Raw genomic sequence first — 25817 nt, 5'->3', positions numbered from 1 at the left:
TTAATTTTTAATAAATAATTTCACTCTACGAATAAAATAAAAAAATCTACTTCCTAGAGACGGAAGTAGATTTCATTAATTATCTTTTTTAAGATTTATGTTTTCACTAAAATCTTAAACATAAATCTGACAACGAAAAAACTCATTATTATGACTAAAACGTAAAATAACCAATTAGGCATATCATATAGACCGTCTCTTTTATGGAATATGTTATACAGCCATCCAAAAGAATCATTTTTAGGAATCCCATATTCATCAACATCACCAACAAACTTTAAAAAGTATTCCAATGAGAAACCGATGGAAAGACATAATGGAGCAAAGAAAACCGCTAAACTTTTTTTTAAAATAATATCATTCATGTAAAACTACACTTGAATCACTCCTAAATTGAACTGCTTTTCGATTGGTGCATGATTTGCCGCTTCAATTCCCATAGAAATCCAGGTTCTGGTTTCTAAAGGATCAATGATAGCATCAGTCCACAAGCGAGATGCAGCATAATAAGGCGACACCTGCTCGTCGTAACGTGATTTGATTTTATTGAATAATTCCTCTTCTTTTTCGGGAGTAATTTCCTCTCCTTTCGACTTTAGAGAAGCTGCTTCGATCTGCATTAACACTTTAGCAGCTTGCGCACCACCCATTACAGCCAATTCGGCACTTGGCCAAGCAAAAATCAGTCGTGGATCGTAGGCTTTTCCACACATTGCATAATTTCCGGCACCGTAAGAGTTACCAACCACTACCGTGAATTTTGGTACTACAGAATTGGAAACTGCATTCACCATTTTAGCACCATCTTTGATAATTCCGCCGTGTTCCGATTTTGAACCCACCATAAATCCGGTAACATCATGAACGAAAACTAATGGAATTTTCTTTTGGTTACAATTCGCAATAAAACGCGTTGCTTTATCGGCCGAATCCGAATAAATCACACCTCCAAACTGCATTTCGCTTGGTTTTGTCTTCGATCCGGTCGTTTTCACAATTTTACGTTGATTGGCTACGATACCCACAGCCCAACCATCGATACGAGCATATCCCGTAATTAAAGTTTGTCCGTAGCCGGCTTTATATTCATCAAATTCAGAATTATCAACCAAACGTTTGATGATTTCCATCATATCATATTGTTCGGCACGAGATTTTGGTAAAATTCCGAAGATTTCATTTTCATCCAAAGCTGGTTTTTCAGCTTTAATTCTGTTAAAACCTGCCTTTTCATAATCGCCCATTTTACCAACAATGCTTTTGATTCTGTTTAAAGCATCTGCATCATCTTTCGCTTTAAAATCGGTCACACCAGAAATTTCACAATGCGTAGTTGCACCACCCAATGTTTCATTATCAATAGTTTCACCAATAGCTGCTTTCACCAAATAACTTCCAGCCAGGAAAATACTTCCGGTTTTATCCACAATTAGAGCTTCATCACTCATAATAGGCAAATAAGCTCCACCGGCAACACAACTTCCCATTACAGCAGCAATTTGCGTAATTCCCATACTGCTCATGATAGCATTGTTTCTAAAAATTCTTCCGAAGTGTTCTTTATCCGGGAAGATTTCGTCTTGCATTGGTAGATATACCCCTGCAGAATCCACTAAATAAATAATGGGCAATCTATTTTCTATTGCAATTTCTTGCGCTCTTAAATTCTTCTTTGCAGTAATTGGAAACCAAGCACCCGCTTTTACAGTGGCATCATTCGCTACTACGATACATTGTTTCCCTTGAATGTAACCCATTTTAACTACTACTCCACCACTTGGGCATCCACCATGTTCAGCATACATACCATCACCTACGAAAGCGCCAATTTCAATCGAATTTTCATTGTCATCCAATAAATAATCGATACGCTCACGAGCCGTCATTTTTCCTTCGGCATGTAGTTTTTGAATTCTTTTTTCACCTCCACCCAATTTCACTTTAGCAAAACGTTGTCGTAAATCTGATAGTAAAAGTTTGTTATGATCTTCGTTTTTATTGAAGTTTAAGTCCATGTTAGTCGTGTCTATTATTTTTTTGCGACGCTAAAGTACGAAAACGTTTTTTTTTAATTCTTTAAAGTTTTTAACATAACCCATTTTCTTAACCAAGAAAACAAATTGATAACCAAATGTTAAATCTCCTATAACTTTCTGTTTACTAAAAAGAAACTCTTTTGTAAGTTAAACCAACCCACATGAAGGCGTTATTCTTATTTGCATTTCTATCATTCCAACCTATTGCTTTTTCACAGAATTCGGAGGAACTAAAATCGCTTAGAAAAAATCAAGAGGAAGAAATAAAAGACTCCAATGAAAAGAGCTTCACACGCAAAATGAAAATCGGAGATATTTATGAAAAAAATGGATTTTATTCAGATGCATTGAAGTCCTATAATCAGATTTTGGAGAATTATAAAACGAAAAAGAAAGACAGTTTGTATGTCATTGTGAATACTAAAATTGGAACTATTTACAAAAATACAAAGCAGTATAAAAGTGCTGCCGGTTTCTATAATGAAGCCATAACAACATCCAAACAGCTTAAATATAAAATTGGATTAGCAAATTCATTGAGCTTATTGGGTGCCAACTATGAAAAACAAGGGGATTATTTAAAAGCTTTAGCACTCGAAAACAAAAGCCTAACCTATCTTACCCCGAAAAAGCATCCTTTTGAGGTTGCCAATGTATATGAAAATATTGGAAGTATTTATGAAGACTTACTTGAATTGGATAAAGCATCTCTATATTTTCAAAAAGCTTATTCCATTTTTAAAGGAAGTACAACCAAAGAAGAAGCCAACATCTTAAATAATATTGCAGATATACACAGAAAAAAGAAGCAATTGGACGAGGCCATTCGCGTTAACCTACAATCCTTGGATCTTTCAAAAAAACTAAAGGATAACCGTTTACAAGAAAGTGCATATAAAGATCTTGCTAAAATTTATGCCCTCAAAGAAGATTACAAAAGAGCCTATGACAATCGAATTGAAGCAGAAAAATTCAAAGAAGCGGCATTAGTCAATGAAAATAAAAATCAGGTGAATCTTTTATTGACCGATTTAGAAATTGACCGAAAAGAATCACAAATCAAATTATTGGAAGAACAGAACAAATCGAGGGAAATGCAACTATTACTTCTCATTATCATTGCGGCATCTGCTATTATTATACTGTTAGTGGTTTATTTTTCGATGAGAAAGAAAAAAATAGTACAAGAGAAAATTCAGTTGTACCAGCAACAAAAATTGCAAGCTGAATTGGAAAAAAAATGGATGGAAGAAAAAAACCTTCAAAAAAGTCTGGATTTAAAAACAGCAACCTTATCGAATTACAGTTTACACATTGCTCAAAAAAATAAAATCCTTTCAGAACTTTCTTTAAAATTAAAAAACATGGCCGATAGAAAATCTGTCAATCATGATGTTTTAATTAAGGATCTATGTTCTGAAATTGATTTTGTACTGCATCAGGAAAATGAATGGGAAGATTTCAATATATTCTTTGAAGAAATTCATCCGAATTACATCAAAAACTTATCCAATATTGCGCTGGAAGATCTTTCGCCTGCCGAATTGAAATTAGGTATTTTATTGCGTTTGAATTTATCTTCGAAAGAAATAGCAGCCATTTTAAGAGTAACACCGGATAGTGTTCGTGTGGCTCGTCATCGTTTCAGAAAAAAATTACCTATCGATGCGAAGAAAGATCTCATCAATTTTTTATTGGAATTATAGCGTAAAACCGCGTTTGTTTTAGAAAGGTTTCTTCAATGTAAAATTTGAATTAATGTTGCCTTTCAATTACGTCTGAATTTGTCTTTGTTGCCTCTTTGTTGCCTTGTTATTTTCCTTGTAAAGCATTGTTAAATATAGCTTTGTCGATGAAAATTAAAACTTATCAAATGAAAAATTTAACTATTTTAAAACAGCTGTTTGTAACGGTATTGCTACTGTTTTCAATATTCGAAATGGCTGCTCAAAACGGCTCCATTAAAGGAAAAGTAATAGATGAAAATTCCTTTCCATTACCCGGCGCTAAACTCTACATCGAATCAATTAAAAAAGAAGTCTACACCGATTTTGATGGCAGCTTCGTACTTGTATCTATTCCTAAAGGAACATACACTTTAAAAGTTGCTTATTTAGGTTTCACACCTTCTGATACACAGATAGTGATTGAAGAAACCAAAACATTAACCCTTACTATTAGCTTATCGCCAGACACAAAAGAATTAAATGAAATTGAAGTAGAAGGTTTTCGTAACGACGGACAAGCAAAAGCATTAAATACACAAAAAAACAAAGAGAATATCACCACGATTATTTCAACAGATCAAATTACAAAATTTCCCGATTCAAATATTGGAGATGCTGTAAAACGTGTCCCAGGAATTACGATGCAAGTCGATCAGGGAGAGGCCAGAAATATCATTGTTCGAGGCTTGTCTCCTCAATTAAACTCAGTTACTCTAAACGGGAGTCGCATTCCCTCGGCCGAAGGCGATAATAGGAACGTTCAAATGGACTTGATTCCTACCGATATGATTCAAACCGTTGAAGTTAACAAGGCAATTACACCCGATATGGATGCAGATGCTTTGGGCGGTTCGGTAAATCTTATCACCAAAACTTCTCCACAAAAATTTCGCTTATCGACAACATTAGGAAGTGGAATTAGTTATATTACCAATAAACGTATCTTAAACGGTTCTTTTCTTATAGGTGACCGAACTGAAAATGGCAAATTGGGATGGCTTGTTTCTACATCTTTCAACGATCGAATTTTTGGAAGTGATAATATTGAAGCCGAATGGGAAGATGAATTCGAATACAACAACGGTGATCCCGATAATCTGGAAGAAGTTGAAGTAAATCCTTATGCAAAACAAGTCGAAGCCAGAGAATACCGAATTCAGCGTATCAGAAGAAGTATTTCTGCAAATTTTGATTACAAATTAGACAATGCAAATACCTTATATTTTAAATCGATTTACAATTGGCGCGATGATCGTGAAAACCGATTTGCTTTCGGACAGGAAATTTTAGATGGTGAAGCTATCAATACTGGCGACTTTACTGTTGATGGAAATGGTAATTTACTTTCTTTCCCCATTGAAGCTACCAGAGAAAACAAACAAGGAATTGCGGGTGGTCGTAATAAAAGTGCCCGTTTAGAAGACCAACGCATGCAGAATTATAGTATTGGAGGTAATCATTTAATCAATAATCTACAAGTGGATTGGTTAGCATCTTATGCGTATGCTTCTGAGAAAAAAGACCATGAACGATACGTAGCTTACAAAAATGAGTATTCCATTAATTATAATAATGATGCTGAAAAACCTTGGTTTACTCCTAGTAACGAAACTGATGCAGAATATACCAATTTTGAATTTGATGAATTAACCGATGAAACCAATCATACAAATGAAAAAGACATCAATTTAGTAACCAATTTTCAATTGCCACTGTCTTTTATTAAAAGACAAACCGGTAATTTTAAATTCGGTGTTAAAACCCGATTGAAAGACAAAATTAGAAACAATCATTTCACAGAATATAATCCTCTTGGCTCAGAAATGGAAACCTTAGGCGACATTCCAGTTACTAATTATACTGATTCCGATTTCTTAGCAGGAAGTCAATACCAAACCGGATATTTTGCCAATATTGATTTCATCGGAAATTTAGACTTAAACAATACGACACTTTTTGAAGCCGAAGACAAACCTGAAGAATATACAACCGCAAATTTTAGTGTAAAAGAAAATGTATATGCTGGTTATGCTCAATTTAACCAAAAAATCTCGGACAAATGGAGTGTTTTGGCTGGAATCCGAATTGAAAACACCACAATTGAAAGTAAAGGAAATGAAATTATCTTTAATGAAGATGGCGATTTTGAGAGTACAAACGCATTAACCGATAAAAATTCATATACGAATGTATTGCCAAGTATCCATTTTAAATACAATGCGACCAACAACACAATAGTCAGAGCTGCGTGGACCAACACTTTGGCACGAGCGAATTATATAGATTTGGTTCCATATAAAGAAACCAATCGTGAAGAAGAAGAAATTTATTTGGGTAACCCTAATCTGACTCCAACTACTTCAATGAATTTTGATTTCATGGCAGAACATTATTTCAAATCGGTAGGAATACTTTCTGGAGGATTATTTTACAAGAAAATCAATGATTTTATTTATACATTTCAATCCGAAAATACTGATGGATTCGATGTATTCAAGCCAATGAACGGAGATAATGCTTCGGTTCTTGGAGCCGAATTTTCATTCCAAAGACGATTGGATTTTTTACCTGGATTCGCTAAAAATTTCAGTATTTATCTAAATTACACTCATATTACCTCCAAAGCCAAAGGCATCAGAAACGAAGATGGGGAATTGCGTGGCGAGTTGGATTTACCACAAGCCACACCAAACATTTTAAATGGGTCGATTAATTATACTACAAAACGATTCAGTTTGAGATTATCAGGAAATTTTTCAGATGCGTATCTGGATGAATTGGGCGGCCGTGCATTTGAAGACCGTTACTATGACAAACAATTCTTTGTGGATTTCAATGCCAATGTAAATTTCACTAAAAACCTAAGCTGTTTTTTAAATTTGAATAACCTGACCAATCAACCATTACGTTACTATCAGGGAATTTCTTCAAGAGTTTCACAATTGGAATACTATGGAAAAACATTCAATCTCGGCTTAAAATATGACCTTTATTAATTACAAAACAGATAACATGAAACTAAATATATTCCTTTACACAGCCATTATAATTCTTGCTTTGTGTTGCAAAAAAGACAATGCATTGAGCGAAATTAAACCCGATATTATTACAGAAAAAACCATTAATGATACCGATGATCCAGCTATTTGGGTTAATCCTGAAAATCCATCGGAAAGCATCATTTTCGGAACCGACAAAGAAACCAACGGCGCCATATATGCCTTCGATTTGAATGGGAAAATCATCGAAAAGAAAACGATCCGAAATTTACAGCGTCCCAATAATGTTGATTTGGCATATGATTTCAAAATCAATGACACAACAACAGTTACTCTATTGGCGTTTACCGAGAGAGAAAAAAATCAAATTAGGATTTATTCTGTGCCTGACATGAAACCGGTAGATAATGGAGGAATCAAAGTTTTTACTGACGAAGCTAAACCCAATTATAGATTACCAATGGGAATAGCGTTATATCTTTCTCCTATAAACAAAAAGATGTATGCAATCGTTGGAAGAAAAGATGGTCCAAAACAAAACTATCTCTATCAATACGAATTACAAGCAGTTAATAATCAAATCAAAGCTATTTTGGTCCGAAAGTTTGGTAGTTTCAGCGGAAAAAAAGAGATTGAAGCCATCGCTGTAGATAACGAAAATGGCTACATCTATTATTCAGATGAAGAATTTGGAGTGCATAAATACTATGCTGAACCTTCCAAAGGAAATCAAGAAATTTCTCTTTTTGGACAAGATAAATTCTTAACTGACATTGAAGGTATAGCCATTGCAAAGACTTCAGAAAAAGAAGGATATCTTTTGATTTCAGACCAGCAACGAGGAACGTTTAATGTGTTTGACAGAAAAACGAATCAATTCATTAAAGCCATTGATTTGACTACACTTGAAACCGATGGATGCGATGTAACGACAGCTAATTTAGGCAATCAATTTCCAAAAGGAATTTTTGTAGCCATGAACGATTCAAAAGAGTTTTACGTCTATGATTACGGTAAAATCTTGAAAGAAATACAAAAGTAAGTTGTGTTTTAATTTTTTGACAAAGAGGGTTGAATTTCAATCCTCTTTGTTGCTTTACAATAGTTTATGTATTAGATTTACCACTTCTTCACAAATCGATTTTTTTTCAATATTACCAAATTGTTACCTAAATGTTAATAGGAGTTTGATATTAACTTAATAATTTCTTAACATTCGACATCTACTTTTGCACCATTAAAATTAAAACTTATGAACCTAAACAGTATTTTTCAATTTTTAGTACCAAAAGACACTAAATTCTTCCCTTTGTTCGAACAAGCTAGTGGTACTTTAGTAATTTTAGCAGAAACATTGCACGAAGCAGTAAATGCTCCAAAAGAAGAAAGAGAAAATTACTTCAAAAAAATTGAAGAATTAGAAAATAAAATTGAAAATATCACTCATAAAACACAATTGGAATTAAGTAAAAACTTTATTACTCCATTTGACAGAGAAGATATCAATGCTTTAATCCGTTCAATTGATAATGTTGCTGACAACATGCATGGTGCTGCAAGCAGAATGCGCTTGTACCAAGTTGAAAAAATCACAAAATCAATCCGTAAATTAACAGAAATCAATTTAGAGGCGTGTCAGTTAATCAATACTGCAGTGAAAGAATTGAAAGATTTGAAAAATCATGGCTCTATCAAAGCTATTTGCAAAAAAATCAACAAATTAGAAAGCAAAGGTGATGTTGTATTCGATAAAGCAGTTGCTGATATTTTCGAAAACGAATCGGATGCTATCAAAGTGATCAAATACAAAGAGGTTTTATCTGCGCTTGAGATGGCTTCTGACAGATGTAAAGGCGTTTCAAACGTAATCGAACAAATTTCTGTTAAACATTCTTAATATCGATTTTTCGATTGACAACTTATGACTTTACTAATTATTATCATAGTTTTAGCCTTATTATTTGACTATATTAATGGCTTTCACGATGCAGCTAACTCCATTGCTACCATTGTTGCAACTAAGGTGTTAACGCCATTCCAAGCTGTTGTTTGGGCGGCTTTTTTCAACTTTTTAGCCTATTGGGTTTTTGGATTTGGTGTTGCTGATACAGTAGCTAAAACCGCAAGTACTGCTAATATTGATTTGGTGGTTATTTTAGCCGGAATTATTGCTGCTATTATTTGGAATTTATTTACTTGGTGGAAAGGAATTCCTTCTTCATCATCACATACCTTAATTGGTGGATTTGCCGGAGCGGCATTGGCGCATGGTTTTTCAGGAAGAGTTACCGACCCAGAACATACTGGTTTAGCCATTGTTAACTGGTTTAAAGCTACAAAAGAAGGAGAATTATTACCTAGCGGTGTTTTAGTCGTAATTGCTTTTATTGCGTTAGCACCACTCTTAGGTATGCTTATTTCTTACTTGGTTTCGCTTTGGTTTATGTATTCTGCTAAAAAAAGTATTTATCCAAAACTTTTCACTGTTTCTTTCATGATAGCAACTGTAGGGTTTTTATCTACTGTAATGAAAAGTTATGACAAAATTAAAAAACCAAGATTCGAGTCACACTTCTGGAGTGTGGTTGGAGAACCTGAAAACATTAAATGGTTATTGGTAGGATTTATCATTTTCAGCTTAAGTACAATTTGTTTATTATTCAGCAGTTTTTCTGCGGGTAGAGCGGAAACCATATTAAAGAAAACGCAGTTATTATCTTCAGCAGCTTTCAGCTTGGGACATGGTGGTAACGATTCACAAAAAGTAATGGGAATCATTGCTGCTGCTGTTGCGGTTTACATTAATACAAGTGGAATCGACGTAATGTCAATGCCGGATTGGTTACAAGTAGTATTACCATCAGAAAAAAACGGAGTTAAAATTGATGGACAAATGCCAGGATGGATTCCTTTAGCTTGTTATACTGTTATCGGTTTAGGAACTTTAAGTGGTGGATGGAAAATTGTAAAAACAATGGGATCTAAAATCACAAAAGTTACCGCATTCGAAGGTGTAGTAGCAGAATCTGCGGGAGCTTTAACCTTATTCATTACTGAACACTTTAAAATTCCAGTATCAACTACACACACAATTACAGGTTCAATTATTGGTGTTGGCGTTACTAAACGTGTATCAGCAGTTCGCTGGGGTGTAACGGTTAATTTATTGTGGGCTTGGATTTTAACCATTCCAGTTTCAGCATTATTGGCAGGTATATTATACTATTTCCTAAGAATTTTTATCTAAAAACGATATTGTCACAAAAAAGAGGCTAAACTTAGTCTCTTTTTTTTTAAACTTTTTCTCAAAAAAATAACATACATATAAATTACACACAACTTTCACTAAACATTAATTCATTACAACTAACTACTTAAAAATGAAAAAAATAGTTCAATTTTCATTACTACTTTTCTTTCTTCAGGGAATAACGCTTCATGCGCAAATTACAATAACACAAACAAAGAATGATAACGATTTGAAGTTATCTGCTCTACCTTATTACAGTTTTGGTAAAGGCGTAGGCTTGACTTCACCCGATAGTTTATTTCAATTCAATATTCGTTTCCGATTACAAAACAGAGTTACTTATATTGATAATGAGGATGAAAAACCAGCTTATGATGGTCAAATCAGAAGATTACGTCTTCGTTTTGATGGCTATGTTGGTAATCCTAAATTCTTATATGCCATTCAACTTTCATTTGCTCCTGGCGATGTTGGAGAAATTGTTGAAGGAGAAAATATCAATATCATTCGTGACGCAGTAGTCTTCTACAGACCTAATAAAAATTGGAATTTAAGTTTCGGACAAACAAAATTACCAGGAAATAGACAACGTGTGAATTCTTCTGGAGGTTTACAATTAACTGACCGATCGATAAATAACGGTAAATTCACGATTGACCGTGATTTTGGTTTTCAGGTACATAATATGAATGAATTCAAAGATAAATTTTCGTACAACATTAAAGCGGCCGTATCAACGGGAGAAGGTCGAAATATTACCAAAAAAGCGGATGACGGTGTTGCTATTACCGGTAAAATAGAAGTAATGCCTTTAGGTGCATTTTCGAAAGATGGAACCTATTTTGAGGGAGATATTGTACGAGAAAAAAAACCAAAACTACTAATTTCGGGTGCCTTTCAACAAAATAACCATGCCCGAAAAACGCAAGGACAATTAGGTAATTATTTATTTGAAAACAGAACCATGAAATCTGTATTACTAGATGGAATGTTCAAGTACAAAGGTTGGGCTGCCATGGCCAGTTATATGTCAAGAACCACTAATGACAATGCTATCACCATCAACCCTGACGATATCACTGAGAGTAATTATGTTTTTGTAGGTGATGGTTTCGATTATCAACTAAGCTACAACACATTATCCAATTATGAATTCATCGGTCGTTATTCTACCCAGAAAGTTGGAGCCGATATTAAAAATTTAGCGCCGGATTCAAAACAATTAAGCTTTGGAGTAACCAAATACATTTGGGAACACACTTTTAAACTACAAAGTGAAGTTTCTTTTGATAAATTGACTTATTTTGATGGTTCTTCCAAAAACAATTGGTACTTACGTTTTCAGGTCGAAATCGGAATATAAAATAAAATAATCCTGCCTAGGCAGGATTATTTATTAGTAACTGTTGGACAATTTCTTTTCGTTTAATTTTTCCTGTTTCTGTTTCGAGAAATTTTGCTACATAAAAGACGACTTTAGGTCTTTCATATTTATCCAAAGTATCAAAAACACTTTCCTCTAATTTATTCTCAACTCCTTCAACAATTAAAACTACTTTCTCACCCAATTGTTTGTCAGGAATACTATCAATAAAAAAACGATTGCTCATTCTTCCATAAATTTTCTCTTCAATTGTTTCCGGGAAAAGCTTTATTCCTCCGCTATTGATCACATTATCCACTCTGCCTTTCCAAATAAATTCAGTTGGCGAAACAATACACGCTATATCATTAGTTATAATCAAATCGGAATTTAATTTAGGAGCATCTATCACCAGACATTCTCTATTATCCAATGAAATTATTACATCAGGTAAAACCGTAAAAACTTCTACCCCTACTCGCTTTGCAGCAATATGAGTTACTGTTTCAGTCATACTATACGTTTCATAGGCTTCACATTTTTTGGTTTTCAACTTCTCAGCCAAATCAGGATTAACTTTCGCACCACCAATAATCAACTGTTTAATTTGATCAAGCTTATCCAAAGAATTTTCAACTTGTAAAGGAACCATTGCTACAAAATCATAGTACTTTTCATTGTTATCCATCGGATTTGATTTTGGTTCAACCAAATCAATTTCCAATCCTAATACCAAAGCACGAACTAACATCATTTTTCCGGCAATGTATTTCACTGGTAAACAACATAAAGCAGAATTGCCTTCTGATAATCCAAAAAAAACAGCAGATGCCAAAGCAGAGTTTACCATCGCTTGCTTTTTCACATGTAGTCGCTTCGGTTTACCTGTAGTACCTGATGTTTGTACAATTACAAAATCATTATCATCGAACCAATTAAGTAAAAATAAACCGGTTTCTTTCAGAAAGTTTTCATTGCTTTTACTGTATTCCTCAGCTATTTCAAGAAGTTGTTTCCGATTTAAATGAAATGCATTCCATTTGAAATTGGGATGGATACTATGAAAAAGTTCTTTAGTCATTACCACTATATTCTATAGCTTCAATATTGTTAGAGCTGGTCACTTTCCCTGTAAGCTTTTCCTTCCAATTGTTCCAACCGTATTTTTTAGCAAAAACGAACAATAATAAAGGGAAAATTATAAGCACTGGCATCACAACTTCGAAACCAGCACTTGGCTCTGAAATATCTTTAAAAACAGAATGTGTCTGAAAAGCTGTCCAATTGGCTGTAACCAAAAGTGCCATAACTAAATTATTCGCCAAATGAAATCCTAAAGCTAGCTCCAAACCTTCATCCATTAAAGTAATTATTCCAAGGAAAAAACCTGTACCTATATAATAGACAAGGACAATGTAACCTAACTTGTCTATTTCAGGATTACTAATGTGCATCAGTCCAAAAGCTATAGAAGTAAAAAGTAGTGGAAACCATCTATTTTTGGTAACAACTCCTAAACCTTGCATTAAATGTCCACGAAATAAATACTCTTCAAAGCTGGTTTGAAAAGGGATCAGTGCTACTGCCAAAGCGAAAAAAACAATAAACTTTGACAAATCAAAATTCAAAACGTAATCTTCGGGAGAAAGAAAATAACTAATCAATGTTATTACTATTTGAAAAGTACCCCAAATTGAAAAAGCAAAAAAGAAACGTTTCCAATCGATTTTACTTCTAGAAGTTGTAAAACGCACCAAGGTTTCTTTCTGAATGTATTTTACCCATAAAAAAAGCAAGATCAATCCAACCAAAAAAGGTACCATTGAATCAATAAAAAAACTATTAACTCCATTTCTATTAATCTCATCCTGAATAATTTGATTTACATCTAAATTCAGCAATTTGATGGCTAAAAAATTGATAATCATTAAACCGAAGAACAAAAGTGGAAAAGGCAAATAAAGAAAAAATTTGAATTTAGGGGTATTAAACTGATCGATAAACATAGAATAGCAGGTTTAAGTTATTGTAATAAGTAATCAAATACCTAATTTTGTTACAAATTACAAATTAATATAATGATTACAATTTATCATAATGCACGTTGTTCCAAATCGAGAGAAGGCATATGTTTTTTAGACGAATCCAAAAAAGAATTTGAAATTATCAATTATCTTGAAAAATCACCAAAGAAAAGAGAATTAAAATCATTACTAAAAAAACTTAAACTGTCTCCTATTGAATTAATCCGAAAAAAAGAACCAACATGGATAAACCTTTTCAAAGAACGCCAATTAACTGATGACGAGATAATTGAAGCAATGGTACAATATCCAATTCTTATTGAGCGACCAATTGTAGTGAACGGAAACAAAGCAGTAATTGCTCGTCCGACAGAAAAAATCAATGAAATTCTATAACTACCCCATTTAACATTACTTTAGGAAAATAAAAAAAAACGTGGCTTATTTTTGCTTTTGTAAAATCAAGCACATGAAATTTATCCAAAAAGCCTCATTCCTACTAATTTTATTTAGCATAACTTCTGGATTTGGACAACAAAAACAGGAAGGAAAAAAAATTATTCTTACAGGAAAAGTAATTGAGAAATCAACTTCTTCTCCTTTAGATTACGCTACCGTTACAATTATCGGTTTTAATTCCAACCAAGTCGTTTCCGGTGGATTAACCGATGCAAACGGAGAATTTAAAATTGAAATCCGCCCTGGTAAATTCAATATAAAAGTTGAATTTATGTCATTTAAAACCTATGAACTCAAAGAAAAATCAATTTTTGAAGATACAAACCTAGGAACAATTGCATTACAAGAAGATGCAAAAATGATTGACGAAGTAGTCATCAGAGCTGAAAGAACTTCAGTAGACATTAAATTAGACAAAAAAGTATACACTGTTGGAAAAGATATCATGGTTCGAGGTGGTACCGTTAGTGATGTATTGGATAATATTCCCTCTGTTTCGGTGGATGCCGAAGGAACCGTTGCCTTACGTGGTAACGAAAGTGTACGAATTCTAATCGATGGAAAACCATCAAACATGGGAAATATTAATGATGCTTTAAAACTAATTCCTGCCGAAACTATTGATAAAGTAGAAGTTGTTACGAGTCCATCAGCGCGTTATGATGCAGAAGGTGGTGGTGGTATCTTAAATATCATACTTAAGAAAGGAAAAAACCAAGGAATCAATGGAACATTTGTTGTTTCTGCGGGTGAACCTAAAAACTCTGGAATTTCAGCTAATTTGAATTTTAAAGAGAAAAGTGCCAACTTCTTCACAACAATTGGATACAATGACCGCAGTAATCCCGGAAGCACTAAAATTGATCAAACCAATTTTAATCAAAACGAGTTTATCCGCGAAAGAAGAGACAATAACCGTTTTGGAAAAGGTCTAAACGCAAATTTTGGAATTGAACTTTTACTCGACAAATCAACTTCTTGGACTAATTCATTGAATTTTAGATCAAATAAAGGTGGAAATATAGAAAATGTTTTCTATTACAAATACGATCTAAATAAACAATATTTAGAAACCACAAAACGTTTTAACGATCTGAATTCGAGTAATGAAAACGTTGAATATGCCTCTAATTTCATTAAAAACTTCAAAAAAGATGGACATAAATTAACTGCAGATATTTCCATTTCATACAATAATGATGGTGATAATTCAATAATTGATGGGACCAAAATAGACGATAATTCATATATTTCATCAGAGAGAACACGTAAAAATGACAAACAGCAACGTAATTTATTTCAATTGGATTATGTTTTGCCAATTGGAAAAAAATCTAGATTTGAAGCCGGTTTCAGAGGAAATTATGTAAAGTCAATCTCTGATTATCAAGTGCAAGAAAAGGGAGATTCTCCGGACAATCCCTACACAGATGTTGTTGATTTTACCAATACATTCCAATACAATGAAAATGTGACTGCTGCTTACACACAGTACGGTTCAAAAATTAATAAATTTTCCTTTTTATTTGGTTTACGTTATGAAGAATCTAAAATTGACATCAATCAATTAACCGATAATTTATCCAAAACAAAAAAATATGACAATTGGTTTCCAAGCGCATTTCTTACCTATGAAATCAACGATAACAGTAGTATCGCTTTAAACTACAGCAAGCGTATTGCTAGACCGAGAGATCGTTTTATCAATCCGTTTACTTCATACACCAGCAGTGTAAACCTATTTAAAGGGAATCCTGATATCAATCCAGCTTTTACCGATGCCTACGATATTGGTTATTTAAAAAGATGGGATAAATTAACCTTGAATACTTCGTTGTATTATAATCATACTACCGATTCATTTGAGCAAGTGAGAAAAGAAACAGGAGTACTTATTGACGGAATGCCTCAAATTGAAACTACTTTCTTTAATTTAGGAGAAAACAAGCGTATCGGTTTTGAATTCACACTAAATTATAATTTCAAAAAATGGTGGAAACTTAATGGTAATTTTAACTTTTTCAACACTGCTAACTCTGGAAGCTATACTTACACCAATATAAATAACCAAGAAGTTACACAAGACTTCAACAGAAAAACCAACACTTGGTCAAGTCGAATAACCTCTAAAATAACATTGCCTTATAAAATCGACTGGCAGACCAATCTAACGTATAACGGACAGCAAAAAACAGGTCAAAGCACAAATAAAGGAATTGGTGCGGCCAATGTGGCATTCAGTAAAGATATCTTAAAAGACATGGGAACCATTTCATTTAATGTTAATGATGTCTTCAACTCTCGTAAAAGAATTCAGGACACTGAACTTCCAAGTGTAATTTCTCATAGTGAAATGCAATGGAGAAAAAGATCTGTCACTTTTTCTTTTACATATCGATTCAATAAAAAGAAAACAGAGAGAGAACAAAAACCACGTCAAGGTGGAAATGGAAATGGTGATGATGAATTCATTGGTGGATAAAAAAGAATATACATAAAAAAACCTCGACTTTGTCGAGGTTTTTTATTGTAGAAACAAGCTTTAAACTGTAGCTTGTTCTTCGTTTTCTGCAAGTCTTTTGGCTGCTCTTTTTTCTTTGAAAGATTCCCACAAATAACCTCCTACCCAGTAGAATACGAAATTAATTAAGAAAATCATTAACCAAAACCCCATTGTAAGGATGGTTAAGAATAAAAGAAAACCTAAGTACTGTTGAAATTCAAACATATTTTCCGGAATTTTGAATACTTTACAAATGTAGATGTTATTATTCGCTTAAACAATACTAATTTCAATTAATTTTAAACACTAGTACCATTTACGCCATTTAAAATAATAAACCATACCTACAAACAACAAGAACATTCCTCCAAGTACCATAAAATAACCATATTTCCAATGCAACTCCGGCATATTGTCAAAGTTCATTCCGTAAACTCCAACGACAAATGTTAGTGGCATAAAAAAAACGGAAACTACTGTAAGTGTTTTCATCACTTCATTCATTTTATGGCTTTGCATCGAGAAAAATATAGACGAAGCACTATCGAGGTTACTCAAGTCATATTCTATCTGTTCCAAAAGTTCTAATGCCTTTTGATATAATCGTTCATAAAAACTATAATTTTCTTTTTCGATGACATTAAAAACATTATCATCTTTTGTCGTTTTAATGGTGTGTAAAGAATCTCTTAAAGGCACAATGGCTCTTTTCAAAAAATGAAAATTATCCCGATGTTTTTCTATCTGCTCTAAAACTTCCAATTTAGTGCTGGTTTTGGAAAGATTAATTAACTCTTCTACTTTGTCTTCTTCAGCTTCTATGGTAATATAAAAATTTTCCATAACTGCATCCAAAAGCAAATACAATAAATAATCGGTCTTTTTATCTCTAACAATACCGGAATGTGTCCTGATTCGTTCTCTAATGTGAGTAAAAAAATCACTTCTTTTTTCCTGAAATGACACCAAAATACCGTCTTTCAATAAAAAACTGATTTGTTCGGCAATAATATTATCCGAATTTTGAATTGGCAGTAAGGATTTGATATTGAAGAAAAGAATATCGTGGTATTCATCAATCTTTGTTCGCTTTGACGTGTTGAGGATATCTCCTAACATAAAATTATCCACACTAAGAAAGTCACCAATTTCTTTGATAATAGAAACATCGCTCAATCCATGAACATTGAACCAATTGTTTTTATTAAAATCAAATTGATGAATCAACTTCGAAAAATGAGTATCTCCACATTCCGTTAAATCGTTGGTATCATAGACAAACAATTGCATTTCTGTGGGAACATCTTTGTGAATTCCTGTGTATTCTAAAAAAGTAGGAACCACCTTTCTACCTTTCTTATATTTTATTTTTCGCACTTCTACTAAATTTAGTAGTAATATTACAAAACTTTGGGTAAGAAAAAAAGCTGTGAGAATAAATCCTAACAGCTTTCCTGAATTAAATAACTAACTTCTATAGTAAAATTGATTTGTTGTCTTTTTGTAATGCTCTTACAACTTATCAAATTTATTTTTCGTTTTTTTTATATCAGATGATATAAAAATCATATCCTACTCAAATTTAAGAAATTACATTATCATTTTAACATTTTACACCAACTATTTTTACACTTTTCATGTCATACAAAATCGAATTTCTATAAAATTCCAGAAACAATAGTACTTTTACATAAAATTGAATTATGAAGATCCTAATCAAAAATATCAAAGAACTACTACAAATCAGGGAAGCAGCTATTTCTAAAGTTTCAGGAAAAGAAATGGCTATTCTACCCAAAATTGACAATGCCTATGTATTGATAGAAGACAATTTGATTGCCGATTTCGGTTCAATGGATCAATGTCCGCAATTTGAAGTAGATTCTATTATTAACGCCAAAGGAAGAGTGGTTTTACCAACTTGGTGCGATAGTCATACTCATATTGTTTATGCCGGAAATCGTGTTCAGGAATTCGTAGATCGCATCAACGGATTGAGTTACGAAGAAATTGCCAATCGTGGCGGAGGCATTTTGAATTCCGCCAAAAAACTGAATGAAACTTCTGAAGAGGAAATTTATGAGCAATCTAAGATTCGTTTGGAAGAAGTTATGCAACAAGGTACAGGAGCAGTTGAAATCAAATCAGGCTATGGCTTAACTGTTGAAGGAGAATTAAAAATGCTGAGAGTTATCCGCAAACTATCTGAAAACTATCCGATAGCTATTAAGTCGACTTTCTTGGGCGCACATGCTTTTCCAACACAATATAAAGAAAACCATGCTGCTTACATTGATTTGATTATTAATGAAATGTTACCCAAAATAGCGGAAGAGGATTTAGCAGACTATATAGATGCATTTTTAGAAACTGGTTATTTTTCTGTAGAAGAAACTGAAAAAATCATGGAGACAGGAAAAAAATACGGTTTAATCCCTAAAATTCATGTAAATCAATTTACAGCTATCAACGGAATTGAAGCTTGTGTAAAACATAATGCATTAACTGTAGATCATTTAGAAATTGTAACCGACGAAGACATTGAAGTTTTGAAAGGAAGTGCAACCATGCCCGTTGCATTACCAAGCTGCTCTTACTTTATCAGCATTCCTTACACACCAGCTCGTAAGATGATGGAAGCTGGATTACCTTTAGCCTTGGCAACCGATTTTAATCCAGGTACCACACCTTCAGGCAATATGAATTTTGTTGTTGCAACAGCTTGCATCAAAATGAAAATGACACCTGAAGAAGCCATCAATGCAGCAACAATTAACGGAGCATATGCAATGGGACTTTCTGCAACTCATGGAAGTATTACAAAAGGAAAGAAAGCCAATTTGATTATTACAAAACCATTAGTGTCTTACTATCAATTGCCTTATGAATTTGGAAGTAATCTGATTGAAGATGTAATTATTGAAGGAAAGGTGTTATAAATACCTTTCCTTGATTACATTCTGATGATGAATGCAATGACCGGTAACAATATATCCGATTGCTCTTACTGATATTTCCTTACCGTTAGCAATTCCTTTACTTAATAGCATTTCTTCCGAAAAACTTTCAAATAAACAAATTGTCGCCTTTCGAACCATTAAAAACTCCTGAAGTAAATCGGACATACTTCTTCGATTAGCATCCGCTACAGGAACATAATCATTTTCTTCGAAACCAGTTAAGGGAGTTCGATCAAAACGAGCCATTCTAAGCGCTCTGTAAACAAAAATCCGCTCTGCATCTATTATATGCTGTACAATATCTTTAATAGTCCATTTTTCAGGCTGATAACGGTACTCGTATTTATTTTCGGGAACAATATTTTCTATAAAGTTAAAAAAATCATTCATGTTATCTTCCAAGCCATCAACGATGTCAAGAGACTTAACCGCATTGATATACGGTATGTAGTGTTCAGGAAATTCTCCTGGCTGTAAGTTTTTCATAACATAAAGATAAAAAAAAAGACCTTAAAAAAGGCCTTTCATATCTTACATTTCTCTAAAAATGGTGTGCATCAATCTTTTTTTATCGTTGATACTCTCGTCAAGAGAAATCATTGTTTCTGTTCTGTATACTCCTTCGATATCGTCAATCATGTAGATAACATCTTTTGCATGTTTTGTATCTCTAGCTCTAATTTTACAAAAAATATTAAACTTCCCAGTTGTTACGTGTGCAACGGTTACGTAAGGAATTTCATTAATTCTTTCCAAAACAAATTTCGTTTGAGAAGTATTATTTAAGAAAACACCAACATAAGCTATGAATGAATAACCTAATTTTTCATAATCCAATGTCAACGATGAACCTTGAATAATACCTGCATCTTCTAATTTCTTTACACGAACGTGAACGGTTCCTGCTGAAATTAATAGTTTTTTTGCGATATCAGTGAATGGAATTCTTGTGTTATCAATTAACATATCCAGAATCTGGTGATCTACTTCATCTAAACGAAATTTACTCATAACGTATCTCTTTAATTTAACTTTACTATTTATGTTTGTTGTTTGTGCTTTTTTAAAACGTGGCAAAAATACTACATTTTAATTATTCCATTCTCAAATTTAATGTTATCGTTTAAATAAAAATCGGCTCTTTTACCTATTTCTGGAATATTATTCGATGCGTCTGAATATAAACCTTCTTTCCCATCGTATTCCAAATGCCCAATTGTGTTTAGATTTTCATCAACTTCAACAATAAACGCTTCAAACTCAACTTTATTATCTTTAAGAACTTCTTTAAATTGAATGGCAAAATTAGTAATTATTTTTAAAGAATCAACAAAAACACTAAATTTTCTACAAACAATATCGACGAATTTAATATGATTTTGCGGAATTCTTAAATATTCGTTAACATTATTAACTACTATATCGTTTTCGTTTATATAATACAAACTAGTAAGCAAAGCAATAAAAATGAATTTTCTAGTCTCTTCTCTCTGATAATCACCTTGAAAGTGACCGGCCTCAAATAAAATTGTAGGTACATTTAGTGATTGAAACATATCGCCAATACAGTTAATATTATACGAATCATCAAATCGTCCAACCTGATCTGGAATGTGTTTTTGAAGCTCATTATTCATGGCAACTATCACTGAAACTGCCTTTGAACGATTATCATTATAATTTCTTTCTTCATCGTAAGCTGGTGCCAAAAAAGAAACAGTAGCAGGATTTTGAGTATCACCGGCGGCAAAAATAGTACGTTGATCGTGTAAATTATAGCAAAAATCAGGCTGGAAAGCTTCAAAAGTTTTGCGTAATACTTGACTTTCGGGTTGTGACAAATTAACCGAATCACGATTCAAATCTACTTCATTCGCATTAACCCGAGTGTATGCTTCAGCTCCATCTGGATTTAGAATTGGTATGCACAATAAAGTGAATTCGCTTTTAAACTTAATTGCATCAGAAGTGTCTTCTTTTAGGAAATTAAACAAGTCAAATAAAGCCTTTGTAGTTGTTGCTTCATTGCCATGCATTTGAGACCACATAAAAATTTTTGTTTTTCCTTCACCAATACGAACTGCATGAATTGGTTTTCCTTTAACAGATTCACCTATAACAGAAACTTTAAAGTAGTGTTCTAAATCTTTTAATAAAGGTTCGATGTGATTATTGGTAATATACCTTCCTGAAATTGTTTGTTCTTTAAATTGTTTAAAAATTACATTAAAATCCATTCGTATTATCTTTTTACAAATGTAAACAACTTATTTTTTACAATTGTAAACTTAAAAATAGAACTATTTGTTTATTAATGTAAACATAAGATAAGCATTAATAACTAAGCCCCTCATCTCTGCTAATTATTAATTTCTAAGTAATTAATGTAAATACATATATTATTAATTATCAAGCTTTTAAATTAATTTACATAAAGCCATAATTTACATTCAAAACTTTATTCACATTTGTAAAGTTGGTAGTCTTCTTCTTTTTATTTACATTTGTTAACAGGTAATTTAAAGCCTAATTCACAATGGTAAACATCGATGATTTCATTAAAAGATTGGAGCTAATTTTGGAATACTATAGTTTATCAGCTTCTTCATTTGCGGATAGAATAGGAGTGCAACGTTCCAGTTTATCCCACCTCCTTTCAGGTAGAAATAAACCAAGTTTAGATTTAATACTTAAAATTGTAAATGAATTTCCTGAAGTGGATTTGTATTGGATTATTAACGGAGTTGGTAATTTTCCAAAAAATGAGCTTCAAATTGAAAGCGCAATCGAAAAAAAGCCTTCTTCTTTACCTTCTTCAAATTTAGAATCAATTTCCAATGAAATAATCCAACCAATACCCACCGACCTATTTTCTGCTCCCCAAACTGAAATTGAAAATAAGCCCGTGGATGAAAATCAAAAAGAAACAGATTTAAATACGCAAAATTTTGAAAGCATCAAAGTTGATGAAGAAATAGAACAAATTGTAATTTTTTTCAAAAATGGTAGTTTTAAAATTTATAAAAACCAAAGGCCTTACTACAGTTAATACTATACTAAGGCCTTTACACAAAAATTAATAACTAACTAAACTATTTCCTAATTAAGTAAACCGATGAAATTCCGGCTTCTATTCTTGAACTAATAGGTAACACATCTCCATTACTTGTTGGCATTCCGAAAACCAACACCTGTCCTCCTCCACTCAAACGTTCAGCTACATAAATGTATTTTGTTTCTTCATCGTAAGCCACATCTACAGGGTTTCCTAATTTTGAATTTGCTCCGTACACTCTAATTTGATCGTCTGAAGAAATTGTGCCCATATCTGGAGTTTCCATTAGTACATTTGTGAAGTTTTTAATTACTATAACACCTCCATCAGTACTTGATGCAGCACTACCTACATCTGTCAAAACCATTGTGTTATGTTTTTTTGAAAAAGTAATTCCGTGAGTTCTCACCAAACCTTGAATTGTGACTCTTTTAGAAGGTGTTATACTGCCACTTGGATTTGAAAAAAAGTCATTAAATACTACAAGATCACTCGTTAAATCAGCAACAGCATACAAAGTATTTCCATCAATATGAATACCCCAAGTTTTAAAATTTACAGTATAAGAGTTTAATAAGGTAAATCCTGTTGCTGTTTTTTGATAAACAACCAGTTTATTTACATTACCATTCGCTGCATTTTGATCTTGCGTAACAACCACTTTGTCGTTTATGACTGCAATCTCTCTTGGGTTGTTAAAATCAGAAGTACTGGAAAAACTCAGATTCAAATTGTCCTCATTATTTTTTACCGAAGCATTTAATCCAGTATACAATTCCAAACGATTGTTGGTTCGAGAAGCAATAATAAGTTCATCGTTTTCACTGTCGAAATAGGCTCCATCAGCATCCGCACCAGCGACTGTAAACGACTTGGCTTCGGTAGTAGATGATAAATAATTAGTATAAGAAACCTTAGACGAAGTGTTACTGGTTGTAACCAATTTTAATTCATCATTTGAAGAATCATCATCATTTGAACATGATACAGTTAGGAGTCCAATGACTACCACGGAGATAAAAAAGTTTTTCATAGCTTATAGTTTTAGCGTTATAACTACATCTACGAAAAATGTAAATCTTTGGTTTTAAAAAAATGTATTTTTTTTTATTTCGTGAAACTATTTTCTGGAACTTTGCCTATAATCCCATTAAAATAGCCTTCTAAAATTGTAAAATCGACTTCTTTATCACCTGTTGGATACATCGTCGGGAAAACAATTACCTTTTTATTCTTCCAATCAAAACCTATTGGCACAATAGGAACTTCTCCTTTTAAAGCGATATAATAGAATCCCGTTTTCCATTCTGTTACTTTTTTTCGAGTACCTTCTGGGGAAATTGCTAATCTAAAAACTTCTTTTTCATGAAAAATTTTAGCAATCGCATCTACTTTATTTTCATTAGTAAAACGATTTAAAGGTGTACCTCCTACCCATTTGAAATAATAACCAAATGGAAATACAAACAATTCTTTTTTACCTACGAAATTTATTTCCATATCCATACAGCCTCTAGTAAGTAAACCTATATAGAAATCGTGCCAACTTGTATGCGGCACTACTGGTAAAACACATTTTTTTATTGAAGTATCAAATTGACCAACTATTTCCCAGCCCATCAATTTGAAAAAAATAAATTCGTAGAGTTTCTTTTTCATAATAAAAGTTTGCTCAAAAATAGCATTATATTTACGAATAGAAAATTTGATTCATGAATTTCAAGCGCATTTTAAGCTATTTTTATCCAATTACAATTCATCAAACCCTATCCGATATCAATCAAAATTTGGAAATTACCTGGAATAATGGTCAATTGGTTTTGGATTCTAAAAATACCAATTTCTCTTATGGTAGTTTACAACGCGTAATGCGAATTGGTTTGAATCGCATTGGAAAAGACCGAATAACCCAAGCTGAATCAATATTATTACTTGGCGTAGCTGGTGGAAGCGTAATACAAACTCTTCGAAAAGAATACCATTCTAATGGAAAAATAACTGGAGTTGAAATTGACGAAAAAACCATTGCATTGGCCAATACCTATTTTAGTTTGAATACTATATCAAATTTAGAAATCGTAATTAATGATGCATCAGAATACATCAAAACCACATCCGGAAAATTCGATTTGTTGATTATTGATATTTTTCAAGATAAAATAATGCCTGATTTTCTATTCACTGACGAATTCATCACCAACATAAAACGTATTTTAACCAATAATGGTTTTGTATTGTTCAATTCAATTGTAACTCTGAGTGATGACTACGAAAGAAATAAGAAGTTTGAAAAATTATTGCAATCAAAATTCAAAACCGTTATTAAAGTGTCTCGTGTAGAAGGTGATAACGAATTGTTCATTTTTAGCAATGAAAACTACTAATGTTTTAGTGGTCTTCTTTTAATCATTCCGCCTTTGGTATCTTTTACACTATTCATAACAATGAAACAATGTGGGTCAATTTTTTCGATTTCAGTGTTCAATTTGTTAAGTTCCAAACGGGTAATAACGGTATAAATAATTTCGGTTTCTTTCGTTTCCCCTCGTTTTCCAAACCCCCTATGTCCACTGTAAACCGTTACTCCTCTTCCCATTACTTCGATAATCATTTGTCGTATCGTATCGCTATTTGATGAAACAATCGTCACACCTATATATTCATCGATACCTTCAATAATAAAATCCAAAGTTTTAGATGCAGATAAATAGGTAATCATGGAATACAAAGCAATATCAATCCCTAAAAAATAAGCTGCCGAAGAAAATATAAGAATGTTGATCACAATAATAACATCACCAATAGTTGTTCCAAATTTGCGGCTCAAATAAATGGCTAAAACCTCCGTTCCATCAATTACAGCGCCGCCTCTGACTGAAAATCCGATTCCAGCTCCCAAGAAAAAACCACCAAAAATTGCCACCAATAAATTGTCATTTGTGACATTTGGAAAAGTTATTGTTGCCAAACAAAGCGACAAACCTAAAATTGCCAAGGTCGTTTTAAAAGCAAATTGTTTTCCAATAACCTTGTATCCTAATAGAATGAAAGGAAGATTAACTCCTATAATTAACCAATACAACGGAATTTTAGTTATCGCTGAAATTAATAACGAAATACCCGTAGCTCCACCATCGATAAAATTATTTGTAAGCAAAAATGCTTTAAATCCGAAAGAAGCGGAAAAAATACCGATACCAATTAAAACAAAATCTTTTAACCCTCGTTTTAAATTAACAACAAAATCACGTCTTTTTTTGGCAACCTGATATCGTGTTAACTCTTTGTCACCGTTTTTTGAAATAAATCGTAAAATAATCTTGGAAAGGATCGACTTCATATTTTATCTGGTTTTCTATAAAAATACGAAATTCATTTGATATCAAAATTGTGAAATTGTACACTTTTGAATAACTAAAAGAAATGCATTAAATATATTTT

General features: G+C 32.8%; 23 protein-coding genes. 11 read left to right on the top strand and 12 right to left on the bottom strand.

Features of this window, described 5'->3' with window-relative positions; genetic code table 11:
• Window positions 1-95 precede the first annotated feature (95 nt).
• Window positions 96-365: a hypothetical protein gene (locus ACFO7M_RS13725; protein WP_379736269.1), complete on the bottom strand. Its 270-nt coding sequence runs from the start codon at window positions 363-365 to the stop codon at window positions 96-98.
• Window positions 366-371: 6 nt separating this feature from the next.
• Window positions 372-2015 carry an acyl-CoA carboxylase subunit beta gene (locus ACFO7M_RS13720; RefSeq protein WP_379736267.1) on the bottom strand — a complete coding sequence of 548 codons (1644 nt, stop codon included), beginning with the start codon at window positions 2013-2015 and terminating at the stop codon, window positions 372-374.
• A gap of 182 nt (window positions 2016-2197) precedes the next feature.
• Between ACFO7M_RS13720 and ACFO7M_RS13715 the strand changes: the two genes are divergently transcribed.
• The 6 genes from ACFO7M_RS13715 to ACFO7M_RS13690 all read left to right on the top strand — a co-directional run bounded on the left by ACFO7M_RS13715 (window position 2198) and on the right by ACFO7M_RS13690 (window position 11375).
• On the top strand, window positions 2198-3742 hold the full coding sequence (locus ACFO7M_RS13715) for a tetratricopeptide repeat protein (RefSeq protein WP_379736265.1): 1545 nt from the start codon (window positions 2198-2200) through the stop codon (window positions 3740-3742).
• A gap of 167 nt (window positions 3743-3909) precedes the next feature.
• Entirely contained in the window at window positions 3910-6759 is a 2850-nt protein-coding gene (locus ACFO7M_RS13710; protein WP_379736263.1) for a TonB-dependent receptor, read from the top strand.
• Window positions 6760-6775: 16 nt separating this feature from the next.
• Window positions 6776-7804: a phytase gene (locus tag ACFO7M_RS13705; RefSeq protein WP_379736262.1), complete on the top strand. Its 1029-nt coding sequence runs from the start codon at window positions 6776-6778 to the stop codon at window positions 7802-7804.
• A 210-nt stretch (window positions 7805-8014) separates the two neighbouring features.
• Window positions 8015-8659 carry a DUF47 domain-containing protein gene (locus ACFO7M_RS13700; RefSeq protein ID WP_379712886.1) on the top strand — a complete coding sequence of 215 codons (645 nt, stop codon included), beginning with the start codon at window positions 8015-8017 and terminating at the stop codon, window positions 8657-8659.
• A gap of 24 nt (window positions 8660-8683) precedes the next feature.
• Window positions 8684-10009 carry an inorganic phosphate transporter gene (locus tag ACFO7M_RS13695; RefSeq protein WP_379736260.1) on the top strand — a complete coding sequence of 442 codons (1326 nt, stop codon included), beginning with the start codon at window positions 8684-8686 and terminating at the stop codon, window positions 10007-10009.
• 133 nt (window positions 10010-10142) lie between these two features.
• Window positions 10143-11375, top strand: coding sequence for a porin (locus tag ACFO7M_RS13690; RefSeq protein ID WP_379736258.1), 1233 nt, complete (start codon window positions 10143-10145; stop codon window positions 11373-11375).
• Window positions 11376-11391: 16 nt separating this feature from the next.
• Here ACFO7M_RS13690 and ACFO7M_RS13685 read toward each other — a convergent pair whose 3' ends face one another.
• Together ACFO7M_RS13685 and ACFO7M_RS13680 are read right to left on the bottom strand one after the other, a co-directional pair.
• A complete protein-coding gene (locus tag ACFO7M_RS13685; RefSeq protein ID WP_379736256.1) occupies window positions 11392-12456 on the bottom strand; it encodes an AMP-binding protein in 1065 nt (354 codons plus the stop codon).
• Window positions 12449-13381, bottom strand: coding sequence for a CPBP family intramembrane glutamic endopeptidase (locus tag ACFO7M_RS13680; protein WP_379736254.1), 933 nt, complete (start codon window positions 13379-13381; stop codon window positions 12449-12451). Before ACFO7M_RS13680 ends, ACFO7M_RS13685 begins: the two co-directional genes overlap by 8 nt.
• 72 nt (window positions 13382-13453) lie before the next feature.
• Between ACFO7M_RS13680 and arsC the strand changes: the two genes are divergently transcribed.
• Window positions 13454-13795 (top strand): arsenate reductase (glutaredoxin), encoded by a 342-nt coding sequence (gene arsC / locus ACFO7M_RS13675; protein WP_379736250.1) that lies wholly within the window; start codon window positions 13454-13456, stop codon window positions 13793-13795.
• A 73-nt stretch (window positions 13796-13868) separates the two neighbouring features.
• On the top strand, window positions 13869-16340 hold the full coding sequence (locus ACFO7M_RS13670; RefSeq protein ID WP_379736248.1) for a TonB-dependent receptor domain-containing protein: 2472 nt from the start codon (window positions 13869-13871) through the stop codon (window positions 16338-16340).
• Window positions 16341-16400: 60 nt separating this feature from the next.
• Here ACFO7M_RS13670 and ACFO7M_RS13665 read toward each other — a convergent pair whose 3' ends face one another.
• A complete protein-coding gene (locus tag ACFO7M_RS13665) occupies window positions 16401-16586 on the bottom strand; it encodes a hypothetical protein (RefSeq protein ID WP_379712900.1) in 186 nt (61 codons plus the stop codon).
• 81 nt (window positions 16587-16667) lie between these two features.
• Window positions 16668-17738, bottom strand: coding sequence for a magnesium/cobalt transporter CorA (corA, locus tag ACFO7M_RS13660; protein ID WP_379712902.1), 1071 nt, complete (start codon window positions 17736-17738; stop codon window positions 16668-16670).
• A gap of 326 nt (window positions 17739-18064) precedes the next feature.
• Between corA and hutI the strand changes: the two genes are divergently transcribed.
• Window positions 18065-19300: an imidazolonepropionase gene (gene hutI, locus ACFO7M_RS13655; protein WP_379736246.1), complete on the top strand. Its 1236-nt coding sequence runs from the start codon at window positions 18065-18067 to the stop codon at window positions 19298-19300.
• On the opposite strand, the gene ACFO7M_RS13650 is transcribed toward hutI, so the two are convergent.
• From ACFO7M_RS13650 to ACFO7M_RS13640, 3 genes are all read right to left on the bottom strand, one after another.
• The gene (locus ACFO7M_RS13650; protein WP_379736245.1) at window positions 19295-19807 is read right to left on the bottom strand and encodes a DinB family protein; all 513 of its coding nucleotides are present in this window, start codon (window positions 19805-19807) and stop codon (window positions 19295-19297) included. The two genes, hutI and ACFO7M_RS13650, sit on opposite strands and share 6 nt — an antisense overlap.
• 45 nt (window positions 19808-19852) lie before the next feature.
• Window positions 19853-20332: an Lrp/AsnC family transcriptional regulator gene (locus ACFO7M_RS13645; RefSeq protein WP_129435333.1), complete on the bottom strand. Its 480-nt coding sequence runs from the start codon at window positions 20330-20332 to the stop codon at window positions 19853-19855.
• A gap of 71 nt (window positions 20333-20403) precedes the next feature.
• Complete coding sequence (locus ACFO7M_RS13640; RefSeq protein WP_379712908.1) at window positions 20404-21558, bottom strand: M14 family metallopeptidase; 1155 nt, start codon at window positions 21556-21558, stop codon at window positions 20404-20406.
• A 299-nt stretch (window positions 21559-21857) separates the two neighbouring features.
• Here ACFO7M_RS13640 and ACFO7M_RS13635 point away from each other — a divergent pair, with 299 nt between their 5' ends.
• Complete coding sequence (locus tag ACFO7M_RS13635; protein WP_379736243.1) at window positions 21858-22370, top strand: helix-turn-helix domain-containing protein; 513 nt, start codon at window positions 21858-21860, stop codon at window positions 22368-22370.
• Between the two features lie 43 nt (window positions 22371-22413).
• Here ACFO7M_RS13635 and ACFO7M_RS13630 read toward each other — a convergent pair whose 3' ends face one another.
• Both ACFO7M_RS13630 and ACFO7M_RS13625 read right to left on the bottom strand, forming a co-directional pair.
• Window positions 22414-23409: a hypothetical protein gene (locus tag ACFO7M_RS13630; protein ID WP_379712912.1), complete on the bottom strand. Its 996-nt coding sequence runs from the start codon at window positions 23407-23409 to the stop codon at window positions 22414-22416.
• A gap of 74 nt (window positions 23410-23483) precedes the next feature.
• Window positions 23484-24035 carry a 1-acyl-sn-glycerol-3-phosphate acyltransferase gene (locus ACFO7M_RS13625; protein ID WP_379736241.1) on the bottom strand — a complete coding sequence of 184 codons (552 nt, stop codon included), beginning with the start codon at window positions 24033-24035 and terminating at the stop codon, window positions 23484-23486.
• 53 nt (window positions 24036-24088) lie between these two features.
• Here ACFO7M_RS13625 and ACFO7M_RS13620 point away from each other — a divergent pair, with 53 nt between their 5' ends.
• Window positions 24089-24760, top strand: a complete 672-nt coding sequence (locus ACFO7M_RS13620; RefSeq protein ID WP_379736239.1) for a spermidine synthase — start codon at window positions 24089-24091, stop codon at window positions 24758-24760.
• Here the strand turns inward: ACFO7M_RS13620 and ACFO7M_RS13615 are convergent.
• The gene (locus ACFO7M_RS13615) at window positions 24757-25716 is read right to left on the bottom strand and encodes a YitT family protein (RefSeq protein WP_379736237.1); all 960 of its coding nucleotides are present in this window, start codon (window positions 25714-25716) and stop codon (window positions 24757-24759) included. The two genes, ACFO7M_RS13620 and ACFO7M_RS13615, sit on opposite strands and share 4 nt — an antisense overlap.
• Between the last annotated feature and the right edge of the window lie 101 nt (window positions 25717-25817).

This window comes from Flavobacterium sp. GCM10023249 (assembly GCF_042653365.1).
Classification (GTDB): domain Bacteria; phylum Bacteroidota; class Bacteroidia; order Flavobacteriales; family Flavobacteriaceae; genus Flavobacterium.
The sequence above is the reverse complement of the archived record's forward strand: the minus strand, read 5'-3'. Positions and strand labels throughout refer to the sequence as shown.

What these genes read in the sequence shown, in the direction of transcription:
- ACFO7M_RS13725 (WP_379736269.1), bottom strand. Translation starts at nt 365, where the DNA reads ATGAATGATATTATTTTAAAAAAAAGTTTAGCGGTTTTCTTTGCTCCA.
- ACFO7M_RS13720 (WP_379736267.1), bottom strand. Translation starts at nt 2,015, where the DNA reads ATGGACTTAAACTTCAATAAAAACGAAGATCATAACAAACTTTTACTA.
- ACFO7M_RS13715 (WP_379736265.1), top strand. Translation starts at nt 2,198, where the DNA reads ATGAAGGCGTTATTCTTATTTGCATTTCTATCATTCCAACCTATTGCT.
- ACFO7M_RS13710 (WP_379736263.1), top strand. Translation starts at nt 3,910, where the DNA reads ATGAAAAATTTAACTATTTTAAAACAGCTGTTTGTAACGGTATTGCTA.
- ACFO7M_RS13705 (WP_379736262.1), top strand. Translation starts at nt 6,776, where the DNA reads ATGAAACTAAATATATTCCTTTACACAGCCATTATAATTCTTGCTTTG.
- ACFO7M_RS13700 (WP_379712886.1), top strand. Translation starts at nt 8,015, where the DNA reads ATGAACCTAAACAGTATTTTTCAATTTTTAGTACCAAAAGACACTAAA.
- ACFO7M_RS13695 (WP_379736260.1), top strand. Translation starts at nt 8,684, where the DNA reads ATGACTTTACTAATTATTATCATAGTTTTAGCCTTATTATTTGACTAT.
- ACFO7M_RS13690 (WP_379736258.1), top strand. Translation starts at nt 10,143, where the DNA reads ATGAAAAAAATAGTTCAATTTTCATTACTACTTTTCTTTCTTCAGGGA.
- ACFO7M_RS13685 (WP_379736256.1), bottom strand. Translation starts at nt 12,456, where the DNA reads ATGACTAAAGAACTTTTTCATAGTATCCATCCCAATTTCAAATGGAAT.
- ACFO7M_RS13680 (WP_379736254.1), bottom strand. Translation starts at nt 13,381, where the DNA reads ATGTTTATCGATCAGTTTAATACCCCTAAATTCAAATTTTTTCTTTAT.
- arsC (WP_379736250.1), top strand. Translation starts at nt 13,454, where the DNA reads ATGATTACAATTTATCATAATGCACGTTGTTCCAAATCGAGAGAAGGC.
- ACFO7M_RS13670 (WP_379736248.1), top strand. Translation starts at nt 13,869, where the DNA reads ATGAAATTTATCCAAAAAGCCTCATTCCTACTAATTTTATTTAGCATA.
- ACFO7M_RS13665 (WP_379712900.1), bottom strand. Translation starts at nt 16,586, where the DNA reads ATGTTTGAATTTCAACAGTACTTAGGTTTTCTTTTATTCTTAACCATC.
- hutI (WP_379736246.1), top strand. Translation starts at nt 18,065, where the DNA reads ATGAAGATCCTAATCAAAAATATCAAAGAACTACTACAAATCAGGGAA.
- ACFO7M_RS13650 (WP_379736245.1), bottom strand. Translation starts at nt 19,807, where the DNA reads ATGAAAAACTTACAGCCAGGAGAATTTCCTGAACACTACATACCGTAT.
- ACFO7M_RS13645 (WP_129435333.1), bottom strand. Translation starts at nt 20,332, where the DNA reads ATGAGTAAATTTCGTTTAGATGAAGTAGATCACCAGATTCTGGATATG.
- ACFO7M_RS13640 (WP_379712908.1), bottom strand. Translation starts at nt 21,558, where the DNA reads ATGGATTTTAATGTAATTTTTAAACAATTTAAAGAACAAACAATTTCA.
- ACFO7M_RS13635 (WP_379736243.1), top strand. Translation starts at nt 21,858, where the DNA reads ATGGTAAACATCGATGATTTCATTAAAAGATTGGAGCTAATTTTGGAA.
- ACFO7M_RS13630 (WP_379712912.1), bottom strand. Translation starts at nt 23,409, where the DNA reads ATGAAAAACTTTTTTATCTCCGTGGTAGTCATTGGACTCCTAACTGTA.
- ACFO7M_RS13625 (WP_379736241.1), bottom strand. Translation starts at nt 24,035, where the DNA reads ATGAAAAAGAAACTCTACGAATTTATTTTTTTCAAATTGATGGGCTGG.
- ACFO7M_RS13620 (WP_379736239.1), top strand. Translation starts at nt 24,089, where the DNA reads ATGAATTTCAAGCGCATTTTAAGCTATTTTTATCCAATTACAATTCAT.
- ACFO7M_RS13615 (WP_379736237.1), bottom strand. Translation starts at nt 25,716, where the DNA reads ATGAAGTCGATCCTTTCCAAGATTATTTTACGATTTATTTCAAAAAAC.